Source organism: Agromyces sp. NPDC058104 (genome assembly GCF_042884835.1).
Taxonomy (GTDB): Bacteria; Actinomycetota; Actinomycetes; order Actinomycetales; family Microbacteriaceae; genus Agromyces.
The window spans coordinates 1,264,715-1,278,962 of sequence record NZ_JBHVTD010000001.1; the positions used below are offsets into that span (position 1 = coordinate 1,264,715).

Consider the following 14,248-nt stretch of genomic DNA (forward strand, 5'->3'; position numbering starts at 1 on the left):
GGTGGTCTCGATACGCTGCGCTACTCGACCGACTGACGGGGCGGGACGGCGGCGATCGCCTCGATCTCGAAGCGGTACTCGGGCGAGGCGAAGCCCGCGACCTGCACGAGCGTCGAGACCGGGAAGTCGTGCGTGAAGTACCGCGCGCGGATCTCGCGCACGTCGTCGCGCAGGAGCGCGAACGACTCCCCGACGAACACGTTCACCTTCACGACGTCCGCAGGCGTCGCGCCCGCGGCATCCAGCACCTTCGCGAGGTTCGCGAACGCGAGCTCGACCTGCTCGCGCGTGCTCGACGGCATCGAGCCGTCGGGCCGCATGCCGATGATGCCGCTCACGAACACGAGGTCTCCGCCCGAGACGCGGATCGCCTGGCTGAAGTCGGCCGTCGGCGGGTAGACGCCCTCGGGCCGCACGACCTGCTTCAGCACGACGACTCCCGGCTCACGACGCCCCCGCGATCTTGCGGTCGTCGTACCAGGGCGCGAGCCGGCGGCGCAGCGTCGAGATCAGCAGCAGCGTGAGGTTCGCGATGATCACCATCACGATGACCATGGCGATCGCCTCGGCCATCTCGAACTGGTACGCGGCGTACTCGAGCAGGTGCCCGAGGCCGCCGGTGCCGCCGAGGAACTCGCCGAGCACCTCGCCCGTGAAGCCGAGCGCCGCACCGCGCTGGATGCCCGAGAGGCTGTAGGGCAGCGTCGCCGGGAAGATGACCTTCCACCCGAGCGCGAGGCCGTTCACCCCGTAGACCCGGCCCGCGTTCACGAGCGAGGGGCTGACCGTGACGGCGCCCTCCATCGTGTTGAGGATGATCGGGAACACCGCGAGCAGGAAGACCAGTGCGATCTTCGACTCGCTGCCGAGACCCAGGCCGAGGATGAACAGCGGGGCGAGCGCGACCTTCGGCGTCGAGTAGAGCAGCCAGAGGAACGGCGCGACGGTGAAACGTAGCACCGGCGACCAGCCGACCGCGAGGCCGACCACGACGCCCACCACGACGGCGAGCACGAGGCCGATCGCGACGTTGCTCAGGCTGTACGCGAACGCCGCCCAGAACTCGGGGTCGACCATGAGCCGCGCGAAGGACGCCGCGACCGCCGTGGGCGGCGGCAGGAACGCCTCGGGCACGAGGTGCAGCCAGCTGACCGCGGCCTCCCAGACGAGCAGGATGGCGGCGATGACGACGACGAGCAACCAGGTCCACTTCGCCTCGTCGCGGCGCACGACGCGGCGGGGCCGCACGATGCGCATGGTTCCGGTCGCGCTGGTGACGCTCATCGCCGGCCCTTCCTCGTCCACGGGGCGACCCATCGTTCGACGAGGGTCACGAGCTGGGCCATGCCGACGCTCCACACGACGATGATCGCGATCGCGGCGAAGGCCTGGTCGGTCTGGTACGTGTTGACCGACTTGATGATGAGGGCGCCCATGCCGATGGCCGAGCCCGAGAGCTCGGCGACGACCATGCCGATGGTCGCGAGCACGACCGCCTGGCGGAGGCCCGCGAACAGGAACGGCACCGTCGACGGCAGGTACACCGAGCGGTAGAGCTGGGTGCGGCTCGCGCCGTACACGCGCCCCGCACGGATGATCGACGGGTTCGTCGTACGCATGCCCGCCGCCACGTTGAGCAGGATGGGGAACAGCGCGCTGATCGCGACGAGGAAGACGACGGGCCCGATGCCGAAGCCGAACCACGCCTTCGCGAGCGGCTGGTACGCGATCGAGGGGGTCGCGTAGATCGTCCACGCGATGGGGCCGACGACGCGGTCAACCGGGAGCGAGGTGCCCATCAGCAGCCCGAGCGGGATCGCGATGACCGCCGCGATGACGAAGCCGATGAGCCACGCCTGCAGCGAGATGAGCAGGTTCGGCCAGAGCACGCCGCTCGAGACCAGCTCGACGAAGCCCTGCCAGATCGCGGTGGGCGGCGGCAGGAAGACCGGGTTGATCCACCCGAACACGCCGACGACGAGCTGCCAGACGACGAGCATGACGACGACCTCGACGGCGAGCACGCCGGCCTTGCCCGCCGGACTGAGCCCGGCGAGCCATGCGCCGACGCCGCCGCGGCCGAGGTTCGGCCCGCTCGCGAGGAAGGTGCTCATTTCGAGACCGCCGCCGCCGTCGCCTCGCCCTGCAGGGCGTCCCACAGGTGGTCGCGCAGCTCGAGGAACCGCGGGTCGTGCTGCACGCTGCGCTCCGAGCGCGGCCGCTCGAGGCCGGTCTCGATGACCTCCTTGATCGCGCCCGGGTGGCTCTTGAACACGACGATGCGGTCGCCGAGCAGGATGGCCTCCTCGATGGAGTGCGTGATGAACAGCACGGTCTTGCCGGTCTTCTGGATGAGCTTGTCGATCTCGTCGCGCATCACCTCGCGGGTGAGGGCATCGACGGCGCCGAGCGGCTCGTCCATGAGCAGGATGCGCGGCTCGGCGACGAACGCGCGGGCGAGACCGACGCGCTGCTGCATGCCGCCCGAGAGCTCGCGCGGGTACGACGACTCGAAGCCGGCGAGGCCGACCATCTCGATCGCCTCCTGCACCCGGTCGCGCCAGCCCTCGCCCTTCAGCCCCTTCTGCATCTCGAGGCCGAACTTCACGTTGTCGAAGACGGTGCGCCACGGCAGCAGCGCGTAGTCCTGGAACACGACCGCGCGATCGGGCCCCGGCCCGGTCACGGGCGCGCCGTCGACGTGCACCGTGCCCGTCGTGGGCTTCACGAGCCCCGCGACGACGTTCATGAACGTCGTCTTGCCGCACCCCGACGGGCCGAGCACGGTGACGAACTCGCCCTCGTGCACATCGAGGTCGACGCCCTCGATGGCGATGAGCCGCTTGCCGGTGCGGGCCACGTCGTAGCTCACCGAGAGATCGCGCACCGAGATCAGTGGGGCCGGCGGGGATGCCTCGGGGCTGCGTGGTTCGGTCGTCGGGGTCGTCATTCGCTCCTCCTCGTTGAGGTCTCGTGTCGATCTGTTCGGTCGGTGGTCGAGGAGCGAAGCGTATCGAGCCTCGTGACGGGTCTCGAGACGCCCGCTCCGCTCGCTCCTCGACCACCGGGAGTCGATCAGCGGCGTCTACGCCGCGGCCTGGCCCTGGCGGAACTTCGGCAGCACCTCGGTGCCGAGCAGCTCGATCTGCTCGAAGAAGCGGTCGAACTTGAACCGGAAGTCGAACACGAGGTGCTCGACGCCGAGCGCCTCGAACTTCCGGATCTCCTCGACGGCCTGCTCGGGATCGCCCACGATGAGCTGGCCCTCGAGGTCCTCGACGGTCTGGAAGCTGCCCGACTCGGGCTTGACCGTGAAGCGCGCCTTGTTCGCCCAGGCGAGCAGGCCGGGGATGTTCACGTGCTTCAGCGCCTCCTCGCGGGTGTCCTCGATGGAGGTCGGCGGGATCACGGCGACCGTCGGCATGGGGCGGCCCGAGGCATCCGTCATGTCGCGCATCGTGGCGATGCGCTTCTCCATCGTGCGCAGTGAGATGCGCCCGGGCATCCAGCCGTCGGCGTACTCGGCCGCGAGGCGGGCCGAGGCCGGCGTCGCGCCGCAGTACCAGAAGGGGATGCGCCCGCCGACGGGCTTCGGCTCGATCGTGACGTTCTCGAAGGAGAAGATGCCGTCGTCGTAGGTCACGTCGTTCTCGGTGAACACGCGCTTCAGGATCTCGGCGTTCGAGCGCACCATCTCGACGCGGTTGAGGTCGCCCCAGCCGACCGCCTCGAACTCGTGGTCGAAGGTGCCGGCGCCGAAGCCGAGGATGAGGCGCGGGCCGACGAGCTGGGTGATCGTGCCGGCCATGAGCGCCGTCACGAGCGGGTGGCGGAACGGGATGAGCGAGCCCGTGCCGAGTTCGAGCTTCTCGGTGACGGCGCCGATCGCGGTGAGCGTCGTGAGCGCGTCGTAGAAGGTGCGGTTCGGCTTCTCCATCTCGCCGTGCGGCTCGAACACCAGGTGGTCGCGCACCCAGACCGAGTCGAAGCCCTTGTCCTCGGCGAGCTTCGAGCCCTCGAGCAGCTTCTCGCGACTCGCCTCTTCGCCGAAGTGGGGCAGCAGCAGTCCGAACTTCATGTCAGTTTCCTTCCTGCGCGCCGCCGACGGCGAGCGCGACGCCTGCGGCCGCAGCCGCCGATTCATCGGCCCGAGCGGCCGCGAGCTTCCCGTCGCCGGGCTTGCCGACGACGACGCCGTCGGCGTAGACCTCCCGGCCGCGCACGAGGGTGCGCTCGATCCGGGCGGAGATGGTGCGGCCGTCGTACGGGGTCCAGCCGATCTTCGACAGCACGTCGTCGTTCGTGATGGTCCACTCGTGGGCCGGGTCGGCGATCACGATGTCGGCGTCGGCGCCGACCTCGAGCGTGCCCTTGACGCCCGCGAGGCCGAACTTCTCGGCGGGGATGCGGGCGACCATGTCGACCGCGCGCTCGAGGGTGAGCTGGCCGCGGTTGACGGCGTCGAGCATGAGCTCGTAGTAGTACTGGATGCCGGGGGTGCCGGTGTGGGCGCTCCACATCTCGGTCCAGCCGATCTCCTTCTCCTCGCGCGTGTGCGGCGCATGGTCGGAGCTCGCGATGTCGATGGTGCCGTCGCGCATGCCCTCCCAGACGGCGGCGCGGTTGTCGTCGGGCACCCAGTACGACAGCGCGTACGGGCCGAGCGTCTCGACGTCGTTCCACGTGGAGAGGAACGGCGCCCAGTGGTTGACCTCGCACGTCACGTCGACGCCGGCGGCCTTCGCGCGGCGCACCGCGTCGATCGAGCGGCGGGTCTGGATGTGCGCGATGTGCACGGGGCATCCGGATGCCTCGGCGAGGCGCAGCACGACGTCGATCGCCGTGTCCCAGATGACGCCCTCGCGAGCCGCGTACGCCGAGGCGTAGCCCTGCGGCGTGTTCTCGCCGCGGGCGAGCACCTCGCCCTCGATGTAGTCCATGAGGGCCTGGTCGTGCGGGTGCACGATGAAGCGCTTGCCGGTGGTGGCGATGCGGTCCATGATCTGCAGCAGGTGGCCGTGGTCGTGGATGCCGGTGCCGGCCGGGTGCGGGTAGGTGCGCCCCGTGTCGACGACCATGTAGATCTTGTACGCGCAGATGCCCATCTCGGCCATCGGCACGATGTCGTCGAACTTCGTCGGGGCCGGGTTGTGGTTCCAGTCGACGATCGAGCTCGCGGTGTAGCGGTCGAACACGTCGCGCAGGGTCGTCACGTCGACCGTCGGCGGGTTGAGGTTCGGCATGCCGAACATCGTGGTGACGCCGCCGGCGGCGGCCTGCTGCGAGGTGGTGAGGATGTCGTCCTTGTGCTCGTAGCCGGGCTCGCGGGTGTGCACGTGCACGTCGACCATGCCGGGCAGCACGAGGCGGCCGGATGCGTCGAGCTCGCGTGCCGCCGCGACCTCGACGCCGGGCGCGACGAGGCCGGCGATGCGCCCGTCGTCGCCGACGAGCAGATCGGCGGCGACCGGGCCGCTCGGGGTGACGACGATGCCGCCGGAGATTCTGAGGTCGATGCTCATCGCACGGCCTCCGTTGCTGCCTGCATGGGGGACTCCAGTCGATCGGTGAGCTCGCCCAGTCCGGGCGAGCGGGTGGTGCGGACCACGACGTCGCTCGGCCGCACGTAGCGGTCGAGCCAGTCGACGATCAGCGGGGTGGTCTCGGTCCAGTAGCGGTCGTAGGCCGCGTAGTGGGTGGTGTGCCGCTGCATGACGAGCTGCTTCGGCCCGCGCGCGGCGGCGTAGAGCTGCTCGGCGTGGTCGGTGGGGGTGGTGGCGTCGCCCTCGACGCCGATCACGAGGAGCGGGGTCTCGAGCCGGGCGGCGGCGTCGATCGGACGGTACGCGAGGATCTCCTCGGCGCACGAGAGCGGGATGGCGCTCGGGATCCTGTCGTCGACGTCGGCCTTGATGTTCGTGGCCCGGCGCTCGGGGGTCGGCACCATGATCTCCTCGCGGGGGTGCACGAGCCGACCTGCGCCGGTGGTGACGCGGAGGCGCCGGTCCTCCTCGAGGCCCGCGAGGAACGCGAGCCACTCGTGCTCCTGGCGCATGCGGTGCAGCCAGTCGGTGCCGTCGGCGACGGGCACCTGGCTCACGGCGGCCTTCACGCGCGGGTCGGCGTCGGCGAGCAGCACGGCGTTGCCGCCGCCCGTGCCGCCGGTGCCGAAGACGCCGATCGCGTCGGCCGCGACGTCGTCGCGGGTGGTGAGGTAGGTGACGGCGTTCACGAGGTCCTGCAGCTGCCGGTTCGGCGAGAGGATGCCCCGGTCGCCGCCCGAGTCGCCGAAGCCGCGGTAGTCGAAGACGAGCACGGCGAAGCCGGCGGCCGTGAGGGCCTCGTGGTAGCGCACGTAGAGCTTGGCATCCTTCAGGCCCAGCCAGCCGGGGCCCTGCACGATGGCGCGGTACGGGCCGGGGGTGTCGGGCGTGCGCCAGATGGCGGCGATGCGATCGCCCTCACTGTGGAACTCGACCTCGGTGTGCTTCATTCTTCGGGTCCTCCCGGATCTCGACGCTGCGGTGCGCACGGGCCCGGGACGGCGGGCGAACCATCGCCCCGACCCGCTTCGAATCACTCGATCCGGGCCCGCGAGGCCATCATCACTCATTTTGGATCCAGAATCCAGTATTGATTCGAAACTCGCTCCGGCGTTATGCTGGCGACGACCACCGGGCTCGATCTGCCCGGTTCGTGGTGGCCCGGGATTGGGCCGCGAGTCGCCGACCTCGTCGGAGTTGCACCCTGCACCCATCCCCGGAGGAACTCTGCCCATGCGCACCCACGCCACCCGACCCCTGCTCGCCGTCGCCGCCCTCGGCGCCACCGCCGCCGTCGCCCTGCTCGCCGGCTGCGCGAGCACCGCGGGCGCCGACCCCGCCGCCTCCCCCGCGAACGGCGCCGGCGCCGAGGCATCCGCCTACCCGCTCACGATCGACAACTGCGGTACGGAGGTGACCTTCGACGCGGCCCCCGAGCGCGTCGTCACCGTCAAGTCGTCGACCCTCGAGCTCATGCTCGCGCTCGGCCTCGAGGACACGATCGTCGGCACCGCGTTCGCCGACGGCCCCGTGCCCGAGCAGTACGCCGACGACGCCGCCGGCCTCGAGGTGCTGAGCGACAAGGTGCCCTCGCAGGAGGCGACGCTCGCCGTCGAGCCCGACCTGATCTACGCCGGCTGGGAGTCGAACCTCTCGGCCGAGGGCGCAGGCGAGCGCGACTCGCTCGCCGCGCTCGGCGTCGCGAGCTACGTCGCGCCGGCCGCCTGCAAGGGCGAGGGCTACATGCCCGACCCGCTGACCTTCGACGAGGTGTTCCGCGAGTTCGAGGAGGCCGGCGCGATCTTCGGCGTGCCCGACCGTGCCGCCGAGCTCGTCGCGTCGCAGCGCGCGGCGCTCGAGGCGATCTCGCCCTCGCAGGACGGGCTCACCGCGCTCTGGTACTCGTCGGGCGACGACCAGCCGTTCGTGGGCGCCGGCATCGGCGCACCGCAGATGATCATGGATGCCGCGGGGCTCGACAACGTCGCCGCCGACGTGCACGACACCTGGACGGCGATGTCCTGGGAGGCCGTCGTCGAGGCGGACCCCGACGTGATCGTGCTGGTGGATGCGCCGTGGAATACCGCCGACGCGAAGATCGCCGCCCTCTCGTCGAACCCCGCTACCGCCGCACTGCCCGCCGTGCAGGGCGAGCGCTACGTGATCGTCGACTTCCCCTCGACCGAGGCGGGCGTGCGCAACGTCGACGCCGTCGCCTCGATCGTCGAGCAGCTGGACGCGCTGGAGGGCTGATGTCCGCCGAGAACCCGCTGCTCGAGGAGCGCCCGACGCAGGAGGACGCGTCTGGAGACCGTGCTCCCACTGCTCCTCGCCCGGCGGGTTCGGCGCGCGTGCTGCTCTGGGGCATCGGCCTCACCGCGGTGCTCGCGGTCTCGATCGTCATCGCCGTCACCATCGGCCCCGCGGCGCTCTCCCCCGCCGACGTGCTCGCGAGCGTCGCCGCGCACCTCGGATTCGGGGAGCCGACGCTCTCGCCGCTCCGCGACGGCATCGTCTGGCAGCTGCGCATGCCCCGGGTGCTCACCGCCGCCGCGGTCGGCGCGGGCCTCGCGCTGTGCGGCGCGGTGCTGCAGGCCGTCACCCGCAACCCGCTCGCCGATCCGTACCTGCTCGGCCTCTCGTCCGGCGCCTCGGTCGGGGCGGTCGTCGTGCTGGTGCTCGGCTGGGCGCTCGTGCTGCCGCTCGCGGCATTCACCGGCGCGATCGTCGCGCTGCTCGCCACCCTCGGGCTCGCGCTCGGTGCGAGCCGGGCGGGCGGGGCCGCCGGCACGAGCGGGGCCCGCCTCTCGCCGACGGCGACCGTGCTCGCGGGCATCGCCGTGTCGAGCGTGTTCGGCGCGATCACGAGCCTCGTGATCTTCTGGAGCGCGACGAACGACAGCTACCGCGAGATCCTCAATTGGCTGCTCGGCTCGCTCTCGGGCACCGACTGGCTGTCGGTCGCGATCGCGGGCGGGGCGCTCCTCGTCGTCGGGATGCCGCTGCTCGCGAGCGCCCGCACCCTCGACGCCTTCGCGGTCGGCGAGTCGGGCGCCGCGGCCCTCGGGGTGAACGTCGCCCGCAGCCGCGTGCTGCTGCTCGGCGGCACCGCGCTGCTCACCGGAGCGCTCGTCGCGGTGAGCGGGTCGATCGGCTTCGTCGGGCTCGTGCTGCCGCATGCCGTGCGACTCGTGACCGGCCCGGGCCACCGCGCACTGCTGCCGCTGTCGGCGCTCGCCGGCGCCGTCTTCCTCGTCTGGGCCGACACGGGCGCCCGCACGCTGTTCGACCCGCGCGAGCTGCCCGTCGGCATCCTCACCGCCCTCATCGGCGGCCCGGTGTTCGCCTGGCTGCTGCTGCGCAGAAGGAGCCTCGCATGAGCCTCGACCTCTCCCGGGTGCGGTTCGACCGTGCCGGCCGCACGATCATCGACGGCGTCGACGCGACCCTGCCGGGCGGCGGACTGACCGCCCTCGTCGGCCCGAACGGCGCGGGCAAGTCGACGCTGCTGCACCTGGTCGCCGCGATCGAGCGCGCCGACGCCGGCGAGCTCGACCTCGACGGCCGATCGATCGCCCGGATGCGGCGCCGCGAGCGCGCCCGCCTGGTCGCCCTCGCCGAGCAGCAGGCCGAGGTCGACCCGCAGCTCAGCGTGCTCGCCGCGGTGCTCATCGGGCGCACGCCGCACCTCGGGGCCTTCGCCGCCGCCGGCGACCACGACCGCGCGGTGGCCGAGCACTCGCTCGCCGCGGTCGGCGCGCTCGAGTTCGCGCCGCGCCCGATCGGCTCGCTCTCGGGCGGCGAGCGCCAGCGCGTCACCCTCGCCCGCGCGCTCGCGCAGGAGCCCGAGCTGCTGCTCGTCGACGAGCCCACGAACCACCTCGACCTCGCCGCCCAGCTCACGGCGCTCGAACTGCTCTCGGGCCTCGCCCGCGACGGGCTCACGGTCGTCGCCGCGCTGCACGACCTCTCGCACGCGGCCGCGTACGCCGACCACGTGATCGTGCTCGCCGCCGGGCGCGTGGTCGCCGCGGGCGACCCGCGCGAAGTGCTCACCGCGTCGCTCGTCGAGCACGTCTACGGGGTGCGCGCGGAGGTCGTCGAGCACCCGCTGACGGGGAGGCCGCTCATCGCGGTCGCGGCGCCGGGCACCTCGTCGCGCGAGTCGGCGCAGGCCGCCGGGGCCTCCACCCGCGCCTGACCTCGCCAGAACTTCGGAGATCACCACGACGTCGGATCGGATCACCGCGCTTCGCCCGAGATCGTGGCGATCTCCGAGGACGTGGCGGCGCGCCGGCCCTGCGCCGGGCGTAGCCTCGAGACATGAGTCCGATCCAGACCGGGCCGCAGCCGACGATCGAGTGGGTGGCCGAGGAGTTCCTGCACAACGCCCGCCGCGGGCGGCGTCTCGTGGCCGTCGAGGGGGCCGACCCCGTGGCATCCGCCCGCCTCGCCGACGAGCTCGCCGCGGCGATCGCTGCGCGCGGCTCGAGCGTCGTGCGTCGCAGCCTCGGCGCGGTCGACGAATCGCAGCTGCGCACCGGGCTGATCGACCCGTTCCGCGCGGGCGCACTCCCGGGCGCGGAGGGCGACGACACCGTGCTCGTCGCCGACGGCGAGCACCTGCTCGACGACGCGGTGCGCGGCGTGTGGCACTTCACGGTGTGGACGCTCGCGGGCGACGAACTGCCCCACTCCGGGGCATCCGTCATCGTCGACGTCACCGACCCAGACGCGCCGACCCGTTTCTACTACGACTTCTGCGCGATCCCGTCGAGCGTGAACCGGCCCGGCCTGCACTGAGCGCTGCGCAAGGGGTTGCCGCGCACCCCACCCGGGTCTACGGTGAGCACCGAACGGGCAGGTGTCACCACTTCGGGGGGTCTCCATGGTCAACGTCGAGCGGGGCCGCGTCAGCGCGGGTCGCAGCATCATCGCCATCGTCGCCGCCGTCTCGCTCGCGGCGTTCGCCGCGCCGACGGCCGCATCGGCAGGAAGCACGGCGGCCGGCTCGGCCGCAACGGGACGCCCGGCGCCACCCGCGCCGTCGACCTCGACCGGCTTCGGGGGCGCGGTCTCCTCGGTGGATGCCTCGGCCAGCGCCGTCGGCCTCGAGGTGCTGCGCGACGGCGGCAACGCCGTCGACGCCGCCGTCGCGACCGCCGCCGCCCTCGGCGTGACCGAGCCGTACAGCGCCGGCATCGGCGGCGGCGGCTACCTCGTGTACTTCGACGCCGAGAGCGGCGAGACGACCACGATCGACGGCCGCGAGACCGCGCCCGCCGCGATGCCGAGCGACGCGTTCATCGATCCCGCGACGGGCGCACCCTACGCGTTCGCCGACGCCGTGTCGTCGGGCCTCTCGGTCGGCACGCCCGGCACGCTCGCGACGTGGGAGGCCGCGCTCGACGAGTTCGGCACGACGTCGCTGCGCGACGCGCTCCAGCCGGCGATCCTGCTCGCGACCAAGGGCTTCGTCGTCGACCAGACGTTCCGCGACCAGACGCTCGCCAACCAGGCGCGCTTCGCGGCGTTCCCCGACACGGCCGAGCTCTTCCTCCCGGGCGGCGACGCCCCGAAGGTCGGAAAGGTCTTCAAGAACCTCGACCTCGCGCGCACCATGCGGCAGATCGCGCTCGGCGGCACCGAGGTGTTCTACGAGGGGCCCATCGCCGATGAGATCGCCGCGGTCGCGCAGGAGCCGATCGTCGACGCCGATGCGACCCTGCCGGCCTACCCGGGGTACCTCACGGCCGACGACCTGGCCGACTACGAGGTGCTCGAGCAGGATCCGACGCACATCGAGTACCGCGGCCTCGACGTCTACGGCATGGCGCCCTCGTCGTCGGGCGGAACCACTGTGGGCGAGTCGCTCAACATCCTCGAGAACTTCGACCTCGCCGGCGCCGACCCGGTGCAGGCGCTGCACCTCTACCTCGAGGCGACCGCGCACGCCTTCGCCGACCGCAACGCGTACCTCGGCGACCCGGCGTTCGTCGACGTGCCGACCGAGACCCTGCTCAGCCAGGAGTTCGCCGACGCGCGGGCTTGCGTGATCGACCCCGAGGCCGCGTCGGCGAAGCCCGTTCCTCCCGCACCGCTCTCGGCGTCCGGGTGCGAGACGGCCGCGGCCGCCGAGCGTGCCGACACCGAGAACATCTCGACGACGCACCTCTCGGTCGTCGACCGATGGGGCAACGCGGTGGCGTACACGCTCACGATCGAGCAGACCGGCGGCTCGGGCATGACGGTGCCGGGGCGCGGGTTCCTGCTCAACAACGAGCTCACCGACTTCAGCTTCGTGCCGAACCCGGCCGACCCGAACATCGTCGAGCCGGGCAAGCGCCCGCGTTCCTCGATGTCGCCCACGATCGTGCTCGACGACGGCGACGTGCGATTCGTCGTCGGCTCGCCCGGCGGCTCGATGATCATCACGACGGTGACGCAGGTGCTCGTGAACCGCATCGACCTCGGCATGACCCTGCCCGAGGCGGTCGCCGCACCGCGGGCATCGCAGCGCAACACCGCGGCGGTCGCGGCCGAGCCGGGGTTCCGAGCGGCGTACGAGGCGGCGCTCGTTCCGTACGGGCACACCTTCTCGACCTCGGCCGAGATCGGCGCCGTGGCCGCGATCGAGGTCGACGCCGACGGGCTCATGACCGCGGTGGCCGAGCCGGTGCGGCGCGGCGGCGGCACCGGTCTGGTGGTCGAGCCCGCCGACTGACGGAGGATGCGCGAGCGAGCGCTTGCGCGTCGTCGCGAACGCTCACGCGTGATCGTGAGTTCGCGCGCGGTTGCGGGCGTTCGCGAGCACCCCCCGAAGGTGGCGGCGCCCTTGCGGACCCGGCGGGGCGGTCGTAAGGTGTGGCGCGTGTGACCGGGAGCTACTGGGGGGCAGCTATGTGGTCGATCATCAGGGGTTTCGCCGGCGCGGCTGCGCTCGGCCTGGGTGTGGTGCTCGCGGTGCCTGGCTCGCCGCCGACCGTCGTGACGGCGTTCGACGAGGCCGCCGCACTCGCGGGCACGGGCTGGGCGGTGCAGCCTGACGCGACGGCAGGGGCGACGCAGCAATTCGTCGAGGGGCCCGCGACGCCACCTGCCGGGCGGGGCAGCCTCGAGCTCGGCGTCGCCTCGACGAGCGACCGCGCCCGGGTGTTCAGCGCACCCGGGTTCAGCGACAACCCTGCCGAGACCTTCATGCCGTGGGACGGCCTCAGCGGTTCGTTCTCGACGTTCACGTTCACCGCGACGAACCCGGGCGACAGCCTCCCCGCGCTGCAGTTGGTCGGCTATCAGCTGCTCGACCCCTCCGCCCCGCTGCCGCAGGATCGCCTCGTCGGCTTCACCACGCTCAATTTCGAGCCGCGGTCGAACCAGCAGTCGCCCGCCGTGGCGGGCGAATGGCAGGAGTGGGTGCTCGACGCCGACTCACTCGTCTGGCAGACGAACACCTCCTCGGGCTTCTGCGTCCAGGCCACCCGCTGCACACTCGCCGAGTTCGCCGCCGAGTACCCCGACGGCGGATGGGGCGTCATCCAGCTCGGCCTCGGCAGCGGCGTCGCCGCCGACGGGCGATCGTTCGCAGACGACGTGATGGTGCGCAACGGCACCACCGACGAGTTCGCCTTCGACTTCGAGGTCGCCGCAGATCTCAACTCCACCGCAGCAGTCGCGCCCGGCGCCGCGACGGACACGGGCGGCACGGCCATCGTGACGCTCGACGCCTCGGCGGTCGCCGCCGACAGCGTCGTGTTCACCATCACGACGACCGCGCCCGACGGCTCGGTCGAATCGATCGAGGTGGAGGTGCCGGCAGGTGCCTCCGACGCGGTCGAGGTCGCGGTGCCGCACGGCACGAGCCGGGTGGCAGTGTCGGCGCAGGGCGTCGAGCTCGCTGCGGCCGACGTGACCTTCACGGCCGCGACGCCGACGCCTCCGCCGTCGCCGTCGGAGCCCGCCGCTCCGGCCGGCTCTGGCTCCGGCGATGAGCTCGCCGAGAGCGGCTTCGAGGGCGGCGCGCTCATGGCCGGTCTCGCACTGCTCATGGGCGGCGCGACGGCACTCGCCGCGTCGGCGGCCACGCGGAGGCGGCGCGCCACCGCGCACGTCGGCTGACGGGCGACCGCGGCTGCATCTCGGCGGCGCCGCGAGGCGCTATCGTTGCTCGACCGAACCCGACGGGAGCAACGATGCGCCGACTTCTCGACCTCAGGATCCCCCGCTGGGGCTGGAAGCTCGTCTATGTGGTCGCGGCCTACGTGATCGGCACGATGCCTGCCCAGCTCGGCTTGGCCCTCGGCGCCTACGAACTCGGGTTCGTCATCGGGGCCCTGGTCCGAGTCGGCTTGTTCCTGTACGCTGCGCGGATCTTCCGCGGTCGAGGCGAAGCCGTCGAACCGGCGAGACCGTGGTGGCAGATGACCGCGCGGCCGACGCTCTCACGACGCCTCGGCATCCTCTTCGCGATCCTCCTGGCACTCGACCTCCTCGGCTCGGCGCTCGCGGCGGCCGGCCTCTACGACTCGGGCGCGCTCCCGCTCGTGGTGTCGATCGTCAGCGTTGTCGAGACCGGCCTCATCGCCTTCCTCTATCTCAACTCCGCCGTGCGGCTTCGCCGGGCCGGAGTCGGGTCGACCGAACCAGTCCGACCCACCTTCAAGCCGAAGAGGCTCAAGGTCGACTGAGCGGCCGACCGCCGCCGCGGG

Annotated in this window: 14 protein-coding genes; 7 read left to right on the forward strand and 7 right to left on the reverse strand. The window is 72.0% G+C overall.

The genetic code is table 11. The annotated features are described in order from the left end of the window. Window positions 1–20 precede the first annotated feature (20 nt). The 7 genes from ACFVTH_RS05985 to ACFVTH_RS06015 all read right to left on the reverse strand — a co-directional run bounded on the left by ACFVTH_RS05985 (window position 21) and on the right by ACFVTH_RS06015 (window position 6,493). The gene (locus ACFVTH_RS05985; protein ID WP_387087716.1) at window positions 21–431 is read right to left on the reverse strand and encodes a RidA family protein; all 411 of its coding nucleotides are present in this window, start codon (window positions 429–431) and stop codon (window positions 21–23) included. A gap of 13 nt (window positions 432–444) precedes the next feature. After that, window positions 445–1,284: an ABC transporter permease gene (locus tag ACFVTH_RS05990; protein WP_387087718.1), complete on the reverse strand. Its 840-nt coding sequence runs from the start codon at window positions 1,282–1,284 to the stop codon at window positions 445–447. Beyond that, entirely contained in the window at window positions 1,281–2,114 is an 834-nt protein-coding gene (locus ACFVTH_RS05995) for an ABC transporter permease (protein ID WP_387087721.1), read from the reverse strand. The genes ACFVTH_RS05990 and ACFVTH_RS05995 overlap by 4 nt, the downstream gene beginning before the upstream one ends. Continuing rightward, the gene (locus ACFVTH_RS06000) at window positions 2,111–2,950 is read right to left on the reverse strand and encodes an ABC transporter ATP-binding protein (protein WP_387087724.1); all 840 of its coding nucleotides are present in this window, start codon (window positions 2,948–2,950) and stop codon (window positions 2,111–2,113) included. The genes ACFVTH_RS05995 and ACFVTH_RS06000 overlap by 4 nt, the downstream gene beginning before the upstream one ends. 135 nt (window positions 2,951–3,085) lie before the next feature. Then, window positions 3,086–4,078, reverse strand: a complete 993-nt coding sequence (locus ACFVTH_RS06005; RefSeq protein ID WP_387038338.1) for an LLM class flavin-dependent oxidoreductase — start codon at window positions 4,076–4,078, stop codon at window positions 3,086–3,088. 1 nt (window position 4,079) lies between these two features. Further along, window positions 4,080–5,522: a dihydroorotase family protein gene (locus ACFVTH_RS06010; RefSeq protein ID WP_387087727.1), complete on the reverse strand. Its 1,443-nt coding sequence runs from the start codon at window positions 5,520–5,522 to the stop codon at window positions 4,080–4,082. Then, the gene (locus tag ACFVTH_RS06015; RefSeq protein WP_387087729.1) at window positions 5,519–6,493 is read right to left on the reverse strand and encodes an alpha/beta hydrolase; all 975 of its coding nucleotides are present in this window, start codon (window positions 6,491–6,493) and stop codon (window positions 5,519–5,521) included. The genes ACFVTH_RS06010 and ACFVTH_RS06015 overlap by 4 nt, the downstream gene beginning before the upstream one ends. 283 nt (window positions 6,494–6,776) lie before the next feature. On the opposite strand from ACFVTH_RS06015, the gene ACFVTH_RS06020 reads away from it, so the two are divergent. The 7 genes from ACFVTH_RS06020 (at window position 6,777) to ACFVTH_RS06050 (ending at window position 14,227) form a co-directional block, all read left to right on the forward strand. After that, entirely contained in the window at window positions 6,777–7,796 is a 1,020-nt protein-coding gene (locus ACFVTH_RS06020; protein ID WP_387087732.1) for a putative F420-0 ABC transporter substrate-binding protein, read from the forward strand. Continuing rightward, a complete protein-coding gene (locus ACFVTH_RS06025; protein ID WP_387087735.1) occupies window positions 7,796–8,923 on the forward strand; it encodes a putative F420-0 ABC transporter permease subunit in 1,128 nt (375 codons plus the stop codon). The genes ACFVTH_RS06020 and ACFVTH_RS06025 overlap by 1 nt, the downstream gene beginning before the upstream one ends. Beyond that, the gene (locus tag ACFVTH_RS06030) at window positions 8,920–9,744 is read left to right on the forward strand and encodes an ABC transporter ATP-binding protein (protein WP_387087738.1); all 825 of its coding nucleotides are present in this window, start codon (window positions 8,920–8,922) and stop codon (window positions 9,742–9,744) included. The genes ACFVTH_RS06025 and ACFVTH_RS06030 overlap by 4 nt, the downstream gene beginning before the upstream one ends. 122 nt (window positions 9,745–9,866) lie before the next feature. Next, on the forward strand, window positions 9,867–10,346 hold the full coding sequence (locus tag ACFVTH_RS06035; protein WP_387087741.1) for a hypothetical protein: 480 nt from the start codon (window positions 9,867–9,869) through the stop codon (window positions 10,344–10,346). A gap of 85 nt (window positions 10,347–10,431) precedes the next feature. Further along, window positions 10,432–12,267 carry a gamma-glutamyltransferase gene (gene ggt, locus ACFVTH_RS06040; protein ID WP_387087744.1) on the forward strand — a complete coding sequence of 612 codons (1,836 nt, stop codon included), beginning with the start codon at window positions 10,432–10,434 and terminating at the stop codon, window positions 12,265–12,267. A gap of 149 nt (window positions 12,268–12,416) precedes the next feature. Then, a complete protein-coding gene (locus ACFVTH_RS06045; protein ID WP_387087746.1) occupies window positions 12,417–13,658 on the forward strand; it encodes a hypothetical protein in 1,242 nt (413 codons plus the stop codon). 74 nt (window positions 13,659–13,732) lie between these two features. After that, window positions 13,733–14,227 carry a hypothetical protein gene (locus ACFVTH_RS06050; protein ID WP_387087749.1) on the forward strand — a complete coding sequence of 165 codons (495 nt, stop codon included), beginning with the start codon at window positions 13,733–13,735 and terminating at the stop codon, window positions 14,225–14,227. Window positions 14,228–14,248: the final 21 nt, after the last annotated feature.